This is a genomic window from uncultured Capnocytophaga sp., assembly GCF_938029845.1.
Classification (GTDB): Bacteria; Bacteroidota; Bacteroidia; order Flavobacteriales; family Flavobacteriaceae; genus Capnocytophaga.
In genome coordinates, this window is the sequence record NZ_CALHGG010000047.1 from 1 (window position 1) to 20801 (window position 20801).

Consider the following 20801-nt stretch of genomic DNA (forward strand, 5'->3'; position numbering starts at 1 on the left):
ATCCTATTGCACTAGTCACTTGCTCCCCCTTCGGGGGCTGGGGGGATTATTCCCCCTTCGGGGGTTAGGTGGATTAATTGCTTTTCACTTTTTCGATAAAGGCTTCTGTTGCTCCTGTATTGGAATTAATGTAATTGTAGTTAAGTATGCCGGCTTTCTTGCGTTGAATGACATTTGTGAAGAGAAAAGTAGCAATTTGGGTGAATTCTTCTGTATTTTTGACAGAAAAAACGCCTTCACGGCTGATAAGATCTTTGGCTTCGTTGAACTTATCATAATTTTTGCCGATAATAACAGGAATACTGAAGACAGCAGGCTCTAAAATGTTATGCAAACCTTTGTTTCCCATACCTCCACCTACGTATGCAATCGCTGCATAACTGTAAATCTTCGTAAGTAGACCGATTTTATCCACAATAAGGATGTCGTAAGAGGAAAGATCTTTGTTTTCCACTTCAGAAAGTATAGCCACATGCTTGCGTAGGCTATCTCTTAGGTTATGTATTTTCTCCTTGTCATGGACTTCGTGGGGGGCGATGATAAACTTCATATTACCTTTATAGACATTTAGGAAAGGTATATATACTTCTTCATCGGTTTTCCACGAACTACCAAAAACCATGCAAGGGGCGCCAGAGAGAAAGCGTTCTATCATAGGCAGCTTGTTGTCACGGGAAAGGATTTCCATGACACGATCAAAACGTGTATCACCACTTACAGTAACATTGGTAAAACCTATAGATTGCAAAAGAAGTTTAGCATTTTCATTTTGGACAAAGAAATGTGTAAAGCAGGGAAGCACTGCACGCATGCCCCAACTCCTTTTCTTGAAAAACAACTGATCTTTTCTGAATACTCCTGAGACCAAATAAGTAGGTATACCTCTGCGCTTCAACGCAAATAGATAGTTTTGCCAAAATTCATATTTGACAAAGATCGCCATTTCAGGATGTAGGAGGTTGAGGAAGCGATTCACCCGCTTGGGTAGGTCAAGGGGTAGGTAGAGGATCACATCGGCATCTTTGCTATGCTTTTTAGCCTCATAACCAGAGGGGGAGAAGAAAGTAACCACGAGTTTTTTCTCGGGATATAGTTCCCTCAGGCGCTTAAGTATAGGGAGTCCTTGCTCATATTCACCCAAGGAAGCGGCATGTAGCCAAATTACTTGATCGTCAGCACTTATATATGTTTGTAGGATACGAAAACTCTCTTTTCGTCCCTTCCAAAAGAGTTTTATTTTTCGATTGAATAAGCCCAGCAGGGGTAGCACACAGGCCACCAAGCACGTGGCGAGAGTATAGAGAAAATTCATGAGATGAAAAATTTTACAAATGTACATATTTTTCTCTGAGTAGGGAAATAAAAATTATTTTTTGTGAAGACTGCTATTTGATATTTATTTATTACCTTTGTACCTTAATTTAAAAAACATTGATGTGAAAAAGACTTTTGCTTTGTCAGTAGTGGCTTTAACTTTTGCTGCATGTAATAACAGTACCCCTCAGCAGACTGATAATGCTGCAGAACAGCCTGCAACTACTGAAGAAACGCCTATGGTAGGAGGTGACAGAGACGAACATGGTTGTATAGGTAGTGCAGGCTACACTTGGAGTGCCCTTCGTGGGGAGTGCATCCAAGTCTTTGAGGTAGGTACCCGCCTCAATCCAGAGGATATAAAGGAGGAAGAGGCTGTAATCAGTGCTTTTATTGTTTCCAAAGAGGGGGACAACAGTCAAGTAGAGTTATTTATTACCAATGAGGAGCAGAGTCTTATCCTAAAACAGGAAGCTGATGGTACTTTCAAAAATGGTAAATACACCTACAACGCTCAAACCAAAGAACTTTCCATAGACGGAAAAGTAGCGTACAAAAACTAAGAGAATAACTAAATTAAGTGAATAATGAGAAGTGAAGAGTGAAAAACACTAGTCACTTAGTAATTAACAATTGACAATTAATAATTAATAAGGATGCTTCTTTTCTTTAAAAACACACAAAATACTATTTATGCCGTCGCTACAGAGGCGCCTCTGAGTAAGGCAAACCTTGACAAACTCCAATGGCTCTTTGGCAATGCCGAGCAGCTGGAACAGCAAACTCTTGAGGGTACCTTCATAGGTCCTCGTGCTGCCATGATTACTCCTTGGAGTACCAATGCGGTAGAGATTACCCAGAATATGGATATTCAGGGTATCAGCCGTATAGAGGAGTTTCACGAGGTAGTGGAAGAGTTTACCGAATTTGACCCCATGCTCTTTGAAAAATATAAGGGCTTGGGACAAGATATATTTACCATAGCCATAGAACCTCTTTCTACTATAGAGATAACGGATATTGCCGCCTATAACCAGCAGGAAGGTCTCTCTCTTAGTCCTGAAGAAGTGGCTTATTTGGAAAAACTCTCTTCACAGTTGGGGCGTAATCTTACGGACTCTGAGGTGTTTGGCTTCTCTCAAATCAACTCCGAACACTGCCGTCATAAGATATTCAATGGGACTTTTGTTATTGACGGGGTAGAGCAGCCTTCTACCCTCTTTAAGCTCATCAAAAAGACCTCCGAGGCGAACCCCAATGGGATCGTTTCTGCCTATAAGGACAACGTGGCTTTTATCAAGGGAACTACCGTAGAACAGTTTGCCCCTAAGAGTGCGGATAAGCCTGATTTTTATGAGGTACAACCCTTCGAAGCGGTACTTTCTCTTAAGGCGGAAACACATAACTTCCCGACCACAGTGGAGCCGTTCAATGGAGCAGCCACGGGTTCAGGAGGAGAGATCCGTGACCGCTTAGCGGGCGGACAGGGTTCTTTGCCTTTGGCTGGTACAGCGGTCTATATGACGGCTTACCCACGTTTGGAGGAGGATCGTCCTTGGGAAAAGGGTATGGCTGAGCGTGCTTGGCTCTACCAAACACCTATGGATATACTCATCAAGGCTTCCAATGGAGCAAGTGACTTTGGTAATAAGTTTGGACAACCGCTTATCGCAGGCTCTGTTCTCACTTTTGAACATGAGGAAGGCGGACGCAAGTTGGGCTTTGACAAAGTAATCATGCAAGCAGGAGGCGTGGGTTATGCCAAAGCCTCCCAAGCGATCAAACATACTCCTCACGAAGGTGACAAAATTGTGATCCTCGGCGGAGAGAACTACCGTATTGGTATGGGAGGAGCAGCTGTATCTTCCGCCAATACAGGGGCTTTCGGCTCTGGTATAGAACTAAATGCGATTCAGCGTTCTAACCCTGAGATGCAAAAACGCGTAGCCAATGCCATCCGTGCTTTGGTGGAATCCAAGGAAAATCCTATTGTCTCTATCCATGATCATGGGGCAGGAGGACATCTCAATTGCCTTTCTGAACTGATAGAGGAGACAGGAGGGCGTATAGACCTTGACAAACTCCCAGTGGGTGACCCGACGCTCTCCGATAAGGAAATTATAGGCAACGAATCCCAAGAACGTATGGGATTGGTATTACCTCAATCGGCTCTTGATGAGTTGAGAACCATAGCCGAGCGTGAGCGTGCACCTATGTATGAGGTAGGGGAAGTTACTGCAGACCATCATTTTAGTATTACCTCCCAAAAGAAAGGTTCCCGTCCTATGGACTTAGACCTGAGTGCTCTCTTTGGCAGCTCTCCTAAAACAGTGATGACCGATCAAAAGGTATCTGTTCAGTACGAGGATCTTACCTATTACCCTAGCCAGCTACATACCTACCTCAGTCAGGTATTACAGTTGGAGGGTGTGGCTTGTAAGGACTGGTTAACCAATAAGGTAGACCGCTGTGTAGGAGGTAAGGTAGCCAAGCAGCAATGTGCAGGTCCCCTACAACTCCCCTTGAACAATGTGGGGGTAATGGCTCTTGACTATCAGGGCAAGGAGGGGATTGCTACCAGTATAGGACATTCGCCCCTAACAGCCCTTATCAGCCCTACGGCAGGTAGCCGTAATGCCATAGCAGAGGCATTGACCAATATACTATTTGCTCCTTTAGAAAATGGACTTGCGGGCGTTTCTCTTTCCGCCAATTGGATGTGGCCTTGCCGCAACCAAGGGGAAGATGCCCGACTTTATGAAGCCGTACAAGCAGCTTCGGATTTTGCCATAGAGCTGGGAATCAATATTCCTACCGGAAAGGACTCCCTTTCTATGAAACAGAAGTATCCTGACGGAGGTGATGTGATTGCCCCTGGAACAGTGATTATATCCGCTGCGGCTCACTGTACCGATATACAGAAAGTAGTAGAACCCGTATTGAAGAGGGACGGAGGGGCTATCTACTATATCAATTTCTCTAATGATACCTATCAGTTGGGTGGTTCCGCTTTTGCTCAGGTATTGGGTAAAATAGGAGCTACAGCTCCTACCGTCAAGGATGCCGCTGAGTTTAAAAAAGCTTTCAATGCTGTACAAACCCTCATCAGCGAAGGTAGGATACAAGCAGGACATGATGTAGGTAGTGGAGGGCTTATAACTACCCTCTTGGAAATGTGCTTTGCGGATAATGAATTAGGCGCACAAATAGACCTTACCGCTTTGGGTGAGGACGACCTTCTCAAGGTTCTCTTTGCCGAGAATGTGGGAGTGGTACTCCAAGGGGATAGCTCCATAGCAGCTTATCTTGATGCACAAGGGGTGCGTTACACCAAGATAGGAACGCCTACTGAAGGGGAAAATATTACCCTTACTCACCAAGGACAAACCTATACTTTCAATATAGCAGAATGCCGAGATGTATGGTTCCTTACCTCTTACCTCTTGGATAAGCAACAAACCGCTAACGACAAGGCTACCGAGCGTTATCAAAACTACTCTGAACAGCCTTTACAATATACTTTCCCTACACATTTTACAGGGGAAAAACCGGTGAGACCTCAGGGCAAGCGACCTGTGGCTGCCGTTATTCGTGAAAAGGGTAGCAACTCCGAACGCGAAATGGCCAATGCACTCTACTTGGCAGGCTTTGAGGTGAAGGATGTGCATACCACCGACCTTACCTCTGGCCGTGAGACCTTGGAAGATGTACAATTCATAGGAACTGTGGGAGGATTCTCCAACTCCGATGTATTAGGCAGTGCCAAAGGCTGGGCAGGAGCTTTGCTTTACAACGAAAAAGCGAAAAAAGCCTTGGATAACTTCTTTGCGCGCCCCGATACGCTTTCCGTAGGGATCTGCAATGGTTGTCAGTTGTTTATGGAATTAGAACTCATCAATCCTGAACACAGTGAACACGGCAAAATGAAGCATAATGACAGCCATAAGCATGAAACGGGCTTTGTATCGGTAACCATTCCGGAGAATAACTCGGTGATGCTTTCTACGCTCGCAGGTAGTACCTTGGGGGTATGGATTTCAAACGGAGAAGGGAAGTTCTACCTTCCTTTGGAGGAAAAAGACTATAATATCGTAGGCAAATATACCTACGAAGGCTACCCAGCTAATCCTAATGGCTCTGACTACCAAGCGGCTATGCTTTGTGACAAATCAGGACGTCACTTGGTGACCATGCCACATATAGAACGTTCTGTATTCCCATGGCAATGGGCCTATTATCAGGGACTAAGAGGCGCCGTAACCCCTTGGCTTGAAGCCTTTGTCAATGCTCGCAAGTGGATAGAAGCACAGAATGCTTAATAGCAACGAATGGAGCGTATATTAGTGATATATTACACCCAATCGGGTCAGCTGAAACAGATAGCAGATAACTTTGTAGCCCCCTTTGTAGGGGCAGGTATCCCAGTGGATTACTATGAGATAGAAATGGAAACGCCCTTTCCTTTTCCTTGGAATAACGAGGCTTTCTTCGGGGCTTTCCCAGAGTCTTTCCTGCAGCTTCCTCAGCCGATAAAGTCCGTGCCCGAATCAATCATGGAGCGGGAATATAGCCTTATCATCTTGGCCTACCAAGTGTGGTATCTCTCGCCCTCTATCCCGATTACCTCGTTTCTCAAGAGCGAGCAGGCCTCACACTTGCTTAGTGGAAAGCCTGTGGTAACTCTTTCGGGAACGCGCAATATGTGGATAAAGGCACAAGATAAAATAGCAGAGATGCTCAAAAAGCATAATGCACCTATAGTGGCCAATGTGGCGCTAACTGACCGACACCATAATCATATCAGTGTATTGACTATTGTTCATTGGCTTTTCACAGGTAAAAAAGATAGGTATTTGGGTGTTTTCCCCAAAGCAGGAGTATCTGAAAAAGATATGGCTAGTGCTTCCCTCTATGGAGAAATGGTATTAAAGCATATGCAGACAGGTATCTATACTCCTGATTTGCAAAAAGAAATCGTCGCCCAAGGAGGAGTACGGATAAAACCATTTTTACTTTCGGCGGAGAAGAAAGCCAATCGTCTGTTTGGTATATGGGCAAGGCTCATTTATGGAAGTCCCCGCCGCAAATTTCTTTTGAAGTGCTTTCATGCCTATCTATATTTGGCTATATGGATACTTATGCCTATCGTCTGGCTATTCTATTGGATTACCTATCCACTATTCTATAAGAAAATCAGTCGTCAGGTGGTCAATGCTCAGCAGTCAGCGGTCAGTTCTCAGTAGTCAGTATTCAGTTTTCAGTGGTCAGCAGTCAGTTTTCAGTGGTCAGCAGTCAGTTTTCAGTGGTCAGTACTCAGTAGCCACTAACTACTAATCACTAATCACTAACCACTAATCACTAACTACTAACCACTAACAATTAACAATTAACAATTAAAAAAGATGTCCGAAAGCAAACAATCTTTCTTACAGACTATTAAGTCTTACAACCCTACTTTTTGGGTGGCAAATTTCCTACAAATCATGGAACGTGGCGCATGGTTTGGAGTTTTTTCCCTCTTGGGTCTTTACTTAGTAGCTTCTACCGATGAGGGTGGGCTAGGACTAAGCCATATAGAAAAGGGAAATATATTGGCCAATGTAACAGCGATACAGTTCTTTCTGCCGCTTTTCTTTGGGGTAATTGCTGACCGTATCGGCTACAAGCTCTCCCTTATAATAGCCTTTGTGATTATAGGGGTAGGGTATTACCTTATGGGTACTGTTAATAGCTATTGGGCGGTGTATTTGGCATTCTTGTTTGCCGCCATAGGAGGTAGCTTCTTTAAGCCTGTAGCCTCTGGGATTATCGCCCGTACTACCGATGAGAAGACCAGTACCATGGGATTTGGGTTGTTCTATCTTATGGCTAATATAGGAGGATTCTTCGGGCCTGCTTTTTCCTCATACCTACGTACCACTATGGGGTGGCGTATCATATTCCTACAAGGGGCAGCGATGATCTTAGTTAATCTCTTAGTAGTGCTCTTTTTCTATAAGGAGAAAAAAATTAGTAGAGAATACAATGTTCCTATTCTTGACGAAATAAAGGGGTCTTTCCAGCATATTATAGAGGCACTCAAGGATACGAAGCTTTCGGTACTCCTGATTCTGATGGTAGGTTATTGGTTGGTCTATAACCAGCTTTTCTATACCTTACCAAACTTTATAGAGGATTGGGTGGATTCCTCTTTGCAAAGTGATTGGATCAATAGGCATATTCCTTTCCTAGGGACAACCCTTACCGAGAATGGACAAATCAAGGCCGAATGGTATGGAAATTTGGATTCGGTAATGATTATCTTTTTGCAAGTTTCTATTTCCTATATGGTAATGCAAATGAAGCAAGTTAGTGCGCTGATTCGTGGTACGATTATTGCTACTCTTGGAGTAGTGCTTACCTTTGTTTTTAACAATGTATGGTTCACTATTATAGGTACCGTAATTTTTGCTGTGGGAGAGATGATAGCAGGGCCTACCCTCTATGCTTATGTGGCTCAAATAACCCCCAAGGGAAAAGAGGCACTTTACCAAGGAACTTTATTTTTGCCAGTGGCAGCAGCCAATTATCTAACGGGCTTTGTTACAGGTGATTTGTATCAAAAATGGTCAGATAAGTATTCTCTCTTACAAAGAGAGCTTGCTCAGCGCCAGATCACCTTGCCTGAAGGCTTGAGTAAGAAACAGTTCTTTGAGCAAGCACAAGAAAAATTACAGATGTCCCACAGCCAAATTACCGAGTTTCTATGGAATACCTACCAGCCCAATAAGCTGTGGTATATAGTACTAGCTATGGGAGCTTTTACGGCTATCTCAGTCTTTGTCTATAACAGAATCGTCGTGAAAAAAGAACAGTAGTCAGTGGTCAGCCGTCAGTAATCAGTGGTCAGTATTCAGTAATCAGCAGTCAGTTCTCAATTACTAGTACTAACCACTAACCACTAATCACTAATCACTAATCACTAACCACTAATCACTAATCACTAACCACTAACCACTAATCACTAACAATTAACAATTGACAATTAAAATTAATGTCCGAAACAAAGAAATCTTATTCGCAAACACTCAAGTCTTTTACTACCACCTTTTGGGTAGGAAATCTTCTACAACTAACCGAACGTTGGGCTTATTTTAGTATATTTTCACTACTTGCCCTTTACTTGGTCGCTGGTACTGATGAAGGAGGGTTGGGGCTTACCCATACCCAAAAAGGGAATATCATGGCGCATATTACCGCTATTCTATATCTCTTACCGCTATTCTTTGGAGTAATTGCCGATAGGATTGGTTACAAACTCTCTTTGCTTATTTCTTGTATCATCATGGGAGTAGGCTATTATCTGATGAGTGTTGCGGGCAGCTATTGGGATACTTATTTTGCTTTTCTCTTGGCTTCTGTGGGGTGTAGCTTTTTTCGTCCTGTGGTACAAGGGATTATAGCGCGCCATACTGATGAGGAAAATAGTACCTTAGGCTTCGGGTTTTTCTATATGATGGGTAATATAGGGGGGCTATTGGGACCTGCCATGTCTTCCTATTTGCGTACTACGATGGGTTGGAAAGTGATCTTTGTACAGGCTATGGTGGTAATTGTCTTTAACCTCATAGTGATTCTCTTCTTTTATAAGGAACCTAAAGCAGAAAGGAAATATAATATCCCCTTGCTAACAGAGATAAAGGGTTCTGTACAGAATATACTAGGCGCCCTCAAAGATAAGAAACTAACCATATTGTTGCTTCTTATGGTAGGGTTTTGGACAGTTTTCAATCAATTGTTCTATACCTTGCCCAATTTTATAGAGGATTGGGTGGATTCCTCTAAGCAAAGTGATTGGATCAATCGTAATATATCCTTTTTGGGAACTACTTTTACCGAAAACGGACAGATAAAAGCGGAATGGTTTGGTAATATAGACTGTATAATGATTATCCTAACTCAGATGTCTATTTCCTATTTCGTGATGAAAATGGATCAGGTTTCTGCCATGATTCGTGGAACCATAGTCATGACCATAGGGGTTACCCTTACTTTTATGTTCAAGGAAGTCGCTTTTACAGTATTGGGAACAGCTATCTTTGCCATAGGGGAAATAGCAGTAGGTCCTACGATATCTGCCTTTATAGCAAAAATTACCCCTAAAGGGAAAGAAGCCCTCTACCAAGGAACTTACTTCTTGCCCATAGCAGTGGGGAGCTATATTACCGGCTTTTTCTCAGGAAACTTATATGATAAGTGGTCGGATAAGCATTCTTTGCTTAAAATGGAATTGGAAAAACGAGCGATTACCTTGCCCGAAGGTTTGAACAAAAAGCAATATTTTGAACAAGCTCAAGAGAAGTTACACCTCTCCACTACGGAGCTTTCAGACTTATTATGGAACACATATCACCCTAATAAGTTTTGGTATATAATCTTCGGAATGGGGATACTTACTGCCTTTTTTATATACCTTTTTAATCGTTATCTAAAGAAATCTGCCAATTACTAATGCCTAAATACATCTTTTGGCTGCTTTGGAGGTCTTGGTTTTATATACTAGTAACCTCTATTATATTGCTATTATTGCCGATATTGCTCATTCTTACGGCTCGTAAAAGTTGGTATCGCGCCTTGTATTGGGTAATACGACACCTATGGGCAATTCCTATCCTTTATGGTATGGGCTTCATACCCAAGATTAGAAGAGAATACAAGATCCCCAATGACCATAATAGCTATATGCTCGTTGCCAATCACTGTAGTATGATGGATATTATGCTCATATTGTATTGTAGTAAGAACCCTTTTATATTTGTGGGGAAGAAAGAACTCTCCCGCTTGCCTTTGTTTGGCTATTTCTATAAGCGAGTAGCCATAATGGTAGATAGGAAGAGTCCCCAGAGCAGAAGAGAAGTCTATACTCAAGCGATGGAGTGTATAGAGGCAGGTCTTAGCATTTGTATCTTTCCTGAAGGGGGTGTTCCCGATGATGAGTCTATTATACTAGATAAATTCAAGGACGGCGCTTTCCGCATCGCTATTGAGTGCCAAATTCCCATAGTACCTATGGTATTCTATGATGCTAAAAAACGCTTTCCTTTTCGTTTCTTTGCAGGGAGCATGGGTATTATGAGGGTAGACATATTAGCTCCTATCTATACACAAGGAAAAACCCTTGATGATAAGGATACCTTGCGCGAAGAAGTACGCACCCTCATATTACAACACCTAACAAATAATACTCATTAGGCAATCAGCTTATTGCCTCATTGTCAAATCGACAAATCGACTCATTGACTAATCGTCAAATCGTCAAATCATCAAATTGACAAATCGACTCATTGTCAAATCGCCAAATCGCCAAATCGACAAATTAGCAAATCGCCAAATCAACTCATTGACTAATCATCTTAGTTGCCAAAATATGCTTACATAGCCCACGATTGGTTTGGTGATTGGTATACCAGTTGCAAGTACATTGCGCATGGTCGCCATCTATGATAACCGTATGGGTAACACCTCCTGTACCTTTTACATGGGCTTTGACAAAATCATCGTGCTGTTCTATGATCTGTACCTCGTCGTTCTTAGTGAGTTTCTTAGCATTTTCCAAACGTGGATTGAGGCTTGCCAAGCGCTCCGGCTTGAAGGGTAAGCGACGGTAGAAATAATTCCTATCCAAAAGGTTATAGCCTAATAGTCCAATGCTAGACAAGGAGGCTTGAAGCGTATTCATGGTTCCCAAATTAATGTCGTTCTCAATAGAAACCATAGTAGGGGAGAATACCTCATTAGTTTTGAAGAAGTTATTGATACCTACTAGCCACTCCATAGGAACCTCCTCTATCATATTTTCTAGATAACGTCCGTCCCCAGAGAAACCGCGATATACATTGTCCGAGAGTAAAAATAACATCTCTACTCCCTTGAAATTAAGTACAAAGGCAACTGTTTGCTCGCTTGGATTACGGTAGATAAAAAGGCTGTCGCAGAGCAAGAGCAAGCCTTGTAGAAGGTTAAGGCGGTGAGCACCTCCTATCTTGATGGCATCGCCTGAGGGGCTAGGAGCAAAGGTATAGGAAATGCCTCGCTTAACCAAGTAATAATCGGTTTTTACAGCTTGTTTGGGTAGGGAGCGGAAGAGCTGTATAGCTTCGGCTTTGTTCAGGCGATAGGCCAAATCCATTTCAGCCAAATATACCTGTACGTTGCCTAACCCCTTAATCCATCGGTTGGGGAGGGTTACTTTCTTTTCTACTGTCTTATGCTTATCAGTGATAAAATGGGTTTGTTTTTGTCCCACGCCCAAGATCATTTGCTCCGAGGCGGTTACCGCATTGAAAGCACGCACAGTAGCATCATTGAAGTCAATATTAGTACAGCCACTTTTGATGAATTCTCCATCGAGTACCTCATTATGGAGTGATACACGTGCATACACGCTATTGCAGGAGGAAAAGGCCTCAAAAAGCAGCTGTTGGTTACCTACTGATATGATAGGATCACGCAGTTTGGCCAACACCCCTGGGGCAATAGCAAACTGGGAGGCTACCGTCTTGGCAAGCGTAGCCAAGCACTTAGCCACGACAAAGGGTTGAGTGATATGACCCCAAAAAAAGCAAGGCACCGCATTGTCTTCTTTCAGTTCCGAACAGTGAGAAAAGATAAAATTCTTTTGGTGTGCCGCCCCCTCTTCTATCACAGAAGAAAAAGGATAAGCGTATTGAAAATCGTTCATACAATTTCGAGTTTTTAATTTTTAGTTGTTAGTTCTCCTAAACATTGACAAATTGTCTCATTTTCTTATTGTCTCATTCACAAATTCTTTAAAAGAAAAGCTGTCTAAGTAGCCTTTTATTCCGTCTCTTTCAAAGCGATAGAAAAAAGCGCTTACTTGCTCTAAATGGTCATAGATAGGGTCTTTTTGGGGAGGATAGAAACCCTTTTTACCCTCTTTCTCTATATAAAAGAAAGGCTGATGGTTAAAAGTAGCATGGTAGTATATCACATCATAAGCCATAGGGAGTAGCTCACGGCCTGTAATTTTTTCATCTTTCCCTTCAGTGAAGTTATACATATAAAGGCCTTTACAGCTATTTTTCTCAACAGAAAGATAGGCTTGAACCGTGTTGTCATTCCCTTTGATAGCTTTTAATGCGTGTACTTCCTCATCGGGGGAGCGGTCAGCAAGCGGGTGTTTATGATAAAAAGACTCAAGACTGTAGCTACCTGTATATTTGTTTTTTCTGACGAAATAGCCCCACTCCCACTCTCCATTGCCGCACATGGGTATACTTGTATCGGGGAATTCTTTTACCACTTGACTAAAGACATTGTAATAATTAACCCCATGTTCGTTGAGTACTTCCACTCCTTTATCATAGAAGTGAACCGCTTTTACGGTCCCTACGTTCATTTTTTGATGATACCCGTTATAGATATCGATATCTTTGCCATCCTTAGCTATGATGATATAGTCATTTGTAGATATATAAGGGTAGGACTTAGGGAGTAACTTTTGTCCAAAGAGATTGATAAGGTTGCACCTGCCCCCCTCACAGACTTTCAGAAAGGAATTGATGGGATTATGGTCTAAATCAATGCAATAATTAACCTCCGTAGCAACCTCCTCCAAACGGCCATAATAGGGGAAAGTGAGGGTTTGCTCCTCAAGTGGAATAAAGCTATAGATAGGTGGGTCACTCTCCACATCAGGGTTTTCTATCAGAGGGCAATAGAAGTAGGCTCTTTTGCCAGCGCCAAAGTCCATGGTAAGTACACCAAAGTCATAGAGGTAGTTTTCACGCTTTCTACTTATAGTGGTTAGGAAAGATTTTGTGCCTTGAGCCGTTGGTATTTGATAGCTAAAGGCTCCTTTTTCCTTGCTTTCTCTTAGAGCTTGCCACGCTATAGTAGAGGGGTTTAAGAAGCGAAAAATATCTGTAAGGTCTGATTTCTCGGTTTTGATGGTCCATACCTTCCCCTGAAAATCACTATATAGGGTAGGGCGAATGGCTTTGGTATAGATAAGAATTTTGTTCTTTGAAATTGTTTTTAAGGAGAGAGGTTTGTTTTGTGGTTTCCAAAAAGCACTATAAGTCTTATAAGGTCGGTGAAACTTATTGTGTTCAGGATAGGTTTTTTCAGTTCTAAACGCCAAATCATACGCAATAAAAGACGTCCCTTTCTGCTGATAGAAGGAGGTTTTTCCATCGGTAGTGTCCAAGGCAATCACATTGATCTGCTCGGAGGGCAGGACATATTCCCCAGGTAATAAGGGTGTTATCCAAGATAAGAGAAAAGAGAGTAAAAGCATGGTGTGGTTTTGAGTGCAAATATAGAATATAATTGGCAAACTAGCAAATTAGTAAGTAGATAAATGGATTTATTGTGTTATTAACACAACAAGATATACATAAGAAAATCAATAAGTTAATATGTTTGACAAAAATATTTACATAAAAATAATGAGAAAAAATACTCTTTTGTTTGTTTTATTCGAAAAAAAACGTATTTTTGTGGCATAAATACGTATTTTTATCTATTGAATAGCTTTTTTGTGTTTTTTGAAAAATTTATAACTACTTAATAATAATCAAAGAATTGCTAATAAGCTATTTAAAAAAACATTGCTAATAGCATTTTTTAACTGTTAAACAATTGGAATATGAACAACAAAAAAGGATTACTATTGATTTTTGTCTTCTTCCCTTTGTGGCTTTTAGCTCAAGAGGTAAAAGTAAAAGGGAATGTGAAGGACGATGAAGGCTTAGGCATGTTGGGTGTTTCTGTTGTGGTAAAAGGTACTACAAAAGGAGTAGCCACTGATAATGACGGTAACTTTGAGCTAAAAGTGAACCGAAACGATGTGCTTGTGTTCTCAAGTGTGGGTTATGTGACACAAGAGATGAAAGTGGGTAAAAATACGCATCTGAAAGTGGTATTATATCCTGATGTAGAGGAGCTTGTAGGGATAGAGAAGGTAGCCGTAGCTTATGGTACGGCCGATAAAAAATCCTTTACAGGTTCTATGGCTACCGTGAAAGCTGAAGAGATACAGAACAAACAAACTACCGATGTGGCTAAGGCGCTCGAAGGAAGTGTCTCTGGGGTACAGATCTCTACTTCTACGGGACAACCAGGGGAGAGTAGTAGTATCCGTATCCGTGGGATAGGCTCTATCAATGCTAATAGTAACCCACTCATAATTGTGGATGGGGTACCTTTCGCAGGGAGCTTGAGTGCTATTAACAATAATGATATTGAGTCGGTAAACGTACTTAAGGATGCGGCTTCCTCCGCCCTATATGGGGCACGTGGTGCCAATGGGGTGGTCATCATCACGACCAAGTCAGGAGCACGTGGAAAGCTCTCTATACAAGTGGATACACGTGTAGGGTTCAACTATCGTGGTATCCCTGAGTATGATATCGTAAAATCCCCTGCTGAGTACTACGAAACCCTCTGGAATGCACTCTATAATCAGAATTATTTCCAAGCCAGAGGGGGAGGAGATGCAGCGGCAGCAGCGGCTTTCGCTTCCAAAAGTCTTATCCCCAATGTGGGAATAGGCTACAATATCTATAATGTAGCAGATGACCAAGTGGTAGGGGCTAATGGAAGGATCAATCCACAGGCAAGGATTCGCTTTAACGATAAGGACTTTAACAATTGGGAAAAGGCCTTGTTCAACACTCGCGCACGTAAGGAACATAACCTAAGCCTTACCAAAGGAACAGAGTTCAACAGCTTCTATTTCTCACTCGGTTACTTGGGTGATGAGGGGTATAACCTCAATTCTTACTTTAACCGCTATACGATGCGCTTCTCTTACAAAGGAGAAATAGCTCCATGGCTTAAGGTTAATACCTCCTCTATGCTTTCTCATACACAAAAGCAAGGAACAGAGAAGCAAAATTCTTATTCCAACCCTTTCTCTTGGACACGTAATATAGCTCCTATCTATCCTGTATATAAGCATGATGCCAATGGTAATCCTACAGGAGAGTATGACTTTGGGGAATCACGTAAGTATAACGAAAATACCAACCCTGTGGCTACCCAGAATGAGGACATTGACCTATATAAGGACTACTATTTCAACCAAGCACTTTCCTTGGATATGGATATAGTAGAGGGCTTGAGGCTTTCCACTACGGGGAATTTCTATGGGGATTTCTATAACTCTAACGAATATACCACTCCCATAGGGGGAGCAGGAAAGACTTATAACGGGTCTTCTACCAAGTATAGCACTAATGATATAGTGATGACCTTCAACCAACTCCTAAAGTATAGCAAGGATTGGGATAACTACGCCTTGGAAGCTCTTTTAGGACATGAAAGTTATAAAAAACGCCTAGGTACTATGTCAGGAACTAAGAATAATTTCGTGGATCCAAGTAATTCTGCCTTTGACAATGCGGCAGTAACTACAGGTCTTTCATCCTATGACCGTACTTATGCAGTGGAAGGTTATTTTGGACAGCTCAATGGTAACTACAAGCAGAAGTATTTCCTCTCTGCTAGCTTGCGTCGTGATGCTTCTTCTGTATTTGCTCCTGAAAACCGTTGGGGTACTTTCTGGTCAGTGGGTGGCTCATGGCTCTTGAGCAACGAAAAATTCTTAGAGAAGCTAAGTTTTATCAATAGCTTGAAACTCAAAGCCAGCTACGGGGTGCAGGGTAATGATTATATCTATTTGCCTTCTACCAATTCGTCCCGTGTGCGTTCTTATACTCCTTATATGTCCTTGTATAGTGTGAGCTCTGATGGTAAAAATCCGGGGCTTAAGGCACTCTACAAAGGTAATAGAAATATTACTTGGGAAGAGAGTGGTAACTTCAATACAGGGGTAGAAGCTGCTCTGTGGGATAACCGACTAACAGTAGAGGCTGATTTCTTCTATAAGAAAACTAATAACTTATTATTCAATATGCCCGTACCTGCCTCCACTGGTTTTACCTCTGAACCTCGCAATGTGGCCGATATGAAGAACCAAGGGGTTGAGTTCTCCATAGGGGTAACTCCTGTGAAGACCGATAGGGTTACTTGGAGCATCAATTTCAACGGTTTGCATTATAAAAATACAGTTACAAGACTTCCAGAGGAACTCAGAGAAAAGGGCTTTACTCGTGGCAACCAGATTATGAAAGAGGGAGGAAGTATCTACGACTTCTATATGGTCAAATGGGCAGGGGTAAATCCTGATAACGGAGATGCTCAATACTGGATCAAGAACCCAGCTACGGGTCAGTTCGAACTCAAGCAAAGTGCTGATTATGAGTCTGTCAATAGCTTGCAGTATGCAGGAAGTGCCATCCCTGATTTGCAAGGAGGTTTTGGTACTACTTTGCATTTCTATAACTTTGATTTGGCATTGCAGTTCTCTTATCAGTTGGGTGGTAAGTTCCTAGATTCTCAGTATATGGGACTTATGCATACAGGAGGCAATGGTAGAGGTTGGCATACCGATATTCGCAATCGTTGGACACCGGAGAACCGTAATACGGATGTGCCTCGCCTACAATTCAATAGCCAAAATATAGTAGCAACTTCCGATCGTTTCCTTATAGATGCTTCTTATCTCTCTTTAAGAAACTTGAGTTTGGGCTATAATTTTGGTCCTGAGGTGACTGAAAAACTCAAATTAAGCAGATTGCGCTACTATATCACTGCCGATAATGTGTATTTGTGGAGTAAGCGCCAAGGTTTAGATCCTCGTGCAAGTATAGCAGGAACTAATACCTATGCAGTATATAGCCCTATTCGTACTGTTTCTATGGGATTATCTGTTAGTTTTTAAAATTTTGACCTATGAAAAAAGAAATAAAGAAAATAGCTTCCGTTGCCCTACTTTCTGTTTTACTTGTGGGGTGTGCTAAGGATTTTTTTGACCCAGAGGTGAATGAATATTTGACCGACCAAAGGAAAAAAGAACTCCAAGGCAATGCAGAAAACAAAAAACAGCTCTTGGATATAGAACTCAGAGGAATCTATAATAACAATGCTGCTACCCAGAATTCCAACCACGATGGTTTTGGTCTCAAGGCGGTAGATGCAGGCTTTGACCATACAGGCTTAGACCTTGTACAAGCCTCTCGTAGCTGGTTTATCTTTGACTATAACTTTGATAATAAGAAAGCCAATTTCCGTCGTCCTGCTTTTGTATGGAATTTCTTGTACAAGCAGATTAGTTCTATCAATACCGTATTGGCGGATTATTTCCCAACGGCTCCTACGGCTGCTACCAATCAGGAGCTGTTCCAAAAGTATGGAGAACTGAAGACCATGCGCGCCATTTTTTATTACTATCTGGTAAATACCTTTGCTAAGACCTACAAAGGAAATGAAAGCAGCTTAGGAGTGCCTCTTATGCTTAATCCAGGGGACGACAAGCTCCCTCGTGCTACAGTGCAACAGGTCTATGACCAGATGATTAGAGATCTCAAACCCGTGGTGGATGATGCTCGCTTCCAGATTACCCCTGATAACAAGACTGATGCAGATAAGGCGGTGGCAGCAACTTACTTGGCAAAGATCTATGCCTGCCAAGGAAATTGGCCAGAGGTACAGCACTATGCCCTGATTGCTACTGAAGGGGATAGACCTTCGCTTACCTCCAGCGGAGATGTACAGGCAGGAAAATGGGATATTAGTATGAACTCTTGGCTTTGGGGATTTGACATCACCCAAGAGACAAGAACCTACTGGAACTCTTTCTATGCACACATGGACAACAGTATGCCTAGTAGTTATGCAGGTGGGGGTGCTTTCAAGCTCATCTATAGCAATCTCTATGCAAAAATAGGAAACCAAGATGTACGTAAAAAGTTGTATATCAACACTACCTTGTTTCCTACTATAGCAGCTAAATATCGTGGTATGAATCCTAACTTGCCAGAGTATGCCAATGTGAAGTATGTAACCAATTCAGACTTTACCAGTGATTATTGTTACCTTCGTAGGGAAGATCCTTTCCTACTTTATATAGAGGCTTTGGTGGAACAAGGCAATCTCGCAGGAGCAAAAACAGCTTTGGAATATTTGGTAAAGGACAACCGCGAAGATACCGTCTATAACCTTTCAGCCCTTACCACTCAGGAGCAACTCCGAGAAGAGGTACGTACCCAGCGCCGTATAGAATTATGGGGAGAGGGTACTTCTTTCTTCGACTGGAAACGCTGGAAGACAGGTATTAACCGATATGAAACTGGTTCCAACCATGTCCTTAAAGTAGAAGTACCTGCAGGAAGTGAAAAATGGACTTATCAAATCCCTAAAGCAGAAATGGAATCCAATCCTAATATGGTACAAAACGAGTAATCAATTAGCCGATTTGCCAATTAGTTGATTAGTCAATTTGCCAATTTGCCAATTTGTCAATTATCCATTGACTTATTGGCAAATTGTCTCATTGGCAAATTGTCTCATTGTCTAATTGGCAAATTGACTCAATTTCTTATGGTTTCTCGGCAATTTATCTTGTTTCTTCACTTCTTCTAAATAAAGCTGTACTACTTCCTTACCAAAGGCTTTCACTGCTGGGGTATTAGGACGGTCAAGGAACTCTATAAAGCGAGGAATAGGTAGGTAGTCCCATGCGAGTACTTGAGCGAGATAGGTCTTTAGGTAGCTCAGGTCTTCCCTACGAGCAATTGCCTGACAAATATACTCATACGCCAAATCACGTGAGGGGCGTTTTTCAAAGAGCAAACACGCGCCTATATACAGCCAACCGCTATGGCGCACACGCAGGTCGTAGCGCAATACGGCTTCCAAAGGTAGGGTCATATCGCGCACTTGGTCAGCCTCATTCATCGTTGCCCAGAGCGCTATGTGAGCACATAATATCGCATCAGGATAATGGGGGTTGAGGCTTAGTTTATATTCTGCCTCTTGAGCTGAAGTGCATTTCCCTTCATTGGCATTGTAATAGTTATAAAGAGTAGGACGGCTTTTATCTTTGCCGTATTTGTAATAATGATTGCAGTGATAGGTGAACTCTTCGCCTACTTCACCGTTGGCATAAGTTCTTTTCTCCCAACCATAACGGATATAGAAAGGTTTTACCACGCTAAGGATATTCTTTGCCTGAGTATTTTCAAATACTTTGAACTCCTCATCGGGGTGTTTTAGGCGGGTGATTTGCGTCCATAGCGGTAGAAGAGCTTCGTTTAATTGTATTTTATCAGTAAGGCCTAAGTAATACTGAATAGCAGGAGCATAGTCGCCTTTGAGCTGTTGGGCTTTTTCTTTGGCTGCTGCCGAAACCTCCCAAAAGAGCAGGCGATTGCACGCGACAATCAGGTCGTCGAGATCGGGGGCTTTGCCTTGGGCTTCGTATTGCAAGAGCTTATCGACCAACACTTCTGCCTCTATATAGAAAGGTTCGTGTGTAGGGGTAGAAAGGAAAGGCAAGGTGTCTTTCTCTTTGAGCTTTTGGAGTGTACGTGCTATTTTATTAAAGAGATAAGGGAAAGTCTGCTGTGCTTGATTGGCAGCTATGTGCATCACTCTTGGTTTGTCGAGTTTATCGGCTTGTGTATATTTATCTTCTTTGTAGAGTTTTTGAATTTCTTTCCATTCCTTGTCGGTATCATATACAAGGGGGGTAGGGCTTTGGCTACTCCAAGAGTCTAAAAAGTGGTACAATAGTGGCATCGTTCCCACAAACCACTCACGGGCAAGTAGTTGTTTGAGGTAAGGTTTCACCTGCTCGGTATAATCTGCAGGAATTTGCTCTTGCAAGCGTACCAGCGCATCAAAGAAAACATCAATAGTAGCGGCTGATTTCTCGCGGATACAATCACCGAGGAAGAAAAGAAGTTTTTCAGGTGTTAGGTTATGGGTTATAGGGGGTAGGGTGTGAGTATTAGGTGTTAGGGGTTGGGTGTTAGGTGTTATAGCTTGAGAATTAGGGGTTACGGAGGCAGAAGCTTCAGCTACTTCCAAGGAGTGGTTCTCAAGAAGCTTTTGGGCTTTGCTTTTTAGATAATCCTTGTAAGGTGCCACTACTTCCACTAAGCCCTTATCGGCGAAATAAATAGTGAGCAGGCCGGCTACAGCTTCTTGTAGTTTCACATCGGGTTGGGTGAAGAGTACCGCTAATTGTTCGCGGTAGCTGATATCGGTTGGAGGGTGTTTTTTGAACTCCTTTGCCAAAATCTCTACTCCTTGAAGGAGTGTTTTAGGTTGCTTCTCTACGGTAAAGGCAAGCGGGAATTGTTGCATAAAGCTCTCAAAATCAAACTTTGGCGCATTGGCAATAGAGACGATGTATTCCATAACGGTCTTTACCACACTGCCTACTCCAGTGCCTAAAACGGCAAAGAGCGTTTGTTGATGAGCCAAAAGTTCCTCTTGGGTAGGGGCAAGCCATTTGAGCAAGCGGCAATGCCAATCAAGGTGGGGTTTCTTCCATTGGTTGAGCAATGATTCTAAAAGCTGTCCTACAAAACTACGAGGAATTTGGTAGCCATAATGCACCAATAATTCAAATACCT

The 20801-nt window shown here is 42.3% G+C and carries 12 protein-coding genes; 8 read left to right on the forward strand and 4 right to left on the reverse strand.

The window, feature by feature from the left end:
• Positions 1–73 precede the first annotated feature (73 nt).
• Entirely contained in the window at positions 74–1312 is a 1239-nt protein-coding gene (locus tag Q0625_RS03450) for a glycosyltransferase N-terminal domain-containing protein (RefSeq protein WP_298823499.1), read from the reverse strand.
• Between the two features lie 124 nt (positions 1313–1436).
• Here Q0625_RS03450 and Q0625_RS03455 point away from each other — a divergent pair, with 124 nt between their 5' ends.
• The 6 genes from Q0625_RS03455 (at position 1437) to Q0625_RS03480 (ending at position 10545) form a co-directional block, all read left to right on the forward strand.
• Positions 1437–1877, forward strand: coding sequence for a hypothetical protein (locus Q0625_RS03455; RefSeq protein WP_298823500.1), 441 nt, complete (start codon positions 1437–1439; stop codon positions 1875–1877).
• A 93-nt stretch (positions 1878–1970) separates the two neighbouring features.
• Complete coding sequence (gene purL, locus Q0625_RS03460) at positions 1971–5633, forward strand: phosphoribosylformylglycinamidine synthase (protein WP_298823501.1); 3663 nt, start codon at positions 1971–1973, stop codon at positions 5631–5633.
• Positions 5634–5642: 9 nt separating this feature from the next.
• On the forward strand, positions 5643–6557 hold the full coding sequence (locus tag Q0625_RS03465) for a dialkylrecorsinol condensing enzyme DarA (protein WP_298823502.1): 915 nt from the start codon (positions 5643–5645) through the stop codon (positions 6555–6557).
• 159 nt (positions 6558–6716) lie between these two features.
• The gene (locus tag Q0625_RS03470) at positions 6717–8171 is read left to right on the forward strand and encodes an MFS transporter (protein ID WP_298823503.1); all 1455 of its coding nucleotides are present in this window, start codon (positions 6717–6719) and stop codon (positions 8169–8171) included.
• Between the two features lie 176 nt (positions 8172–8347).
• On the forward strand, positions 8348–9805 hold the full coding sequence (locus tag Q0625_RS03475) for an MFS transporter (protein ID WP_298823504.1): 1458 nt from the start codon (positions 8348–8350) through the stop codon (positions 9803–9805).
• Complete coding sequence (locus tag Q0625_RS03480) at positions 9805–10545, forward strand: lysophospholipid acyltransferase family protein (protein ID WP_298823505.1); 741 nt, start codon at positions 9805–9807, stop codon at positions 10543–10545. Before Q0625_RS03475 ends, Q0625_RS03480 begins: the two co-directional genes overlap by 1 nt.
• A gap of 145 nt (positions 10546–10690) precedes the next feature.
• Here the strand turns inward: Q0625_RS03480 and Q0625_RS03485 are convergent, their stop codons facing one another.
• Positions 10691–12034: an SWIM zinc finger family protein gene (locus tag Q0625_RS03485; protein ID WP_298823506.1), complete on the reverse strand. Its 1344-nt coding sequence runs from the start codon at positions 12032–12034 to the stop codon at positions 10691–10693.
• 57 nt (positions 12035–12091) lie between these two features.
• A complete protein-coding gene (locus Q0625_RS03490; protein WP_298823507.1) occupies positions 12092–13612 on the reverse strand; it encodes a hypothetical protein in 1521 nt (506 codons plus the stop codon).
• A 351-nt stretch (positions 13613–13963) separates the two neighbouring features.
• On the opposite strand from Q0625_RS03490, the gene Q0625_RS03495 reads away from it, so the two are divergent.
• Both Q0625_RS03495 and Q0625_RS03500 read left to right on the forward strand, forming a co-directional pair.
• Positions 13964–17101, forward strand: a complete 3138-nt coding sequence (locus Q0625_RS03495) for a TonB-dependent receptor (RefSeq protein ID WP_298823508.1) — start codon at positions 13964–13966, stop codon at positions 17099–17101.
• 11 nt (positions 17102–17112) lie between these two features.
• Positions 17113–18621: a RagB/SusD family nutrient uptake outer membrane protein gene (locus Q0625_RS03500; protein WP_298823509.1), complete on the forward strand. Its 1509-nt coding sequence runs from the start codon at positions 17113–17115 to the stop codon at positions 18619–18621.
• 111 nt (positions 18622–18732) lie between these two features.
• On the opposite strand, the gene Q0625_RS03505 is transcribed toward Q0625_RS03500, so the two are convergent.
• The coding region (locus Q0625_RS03505; protein WP_298823510.1) for a DUF6493 family protein at positions 18733–20801 on the reverse strand (2069 nt) is incomplete at its 5' end.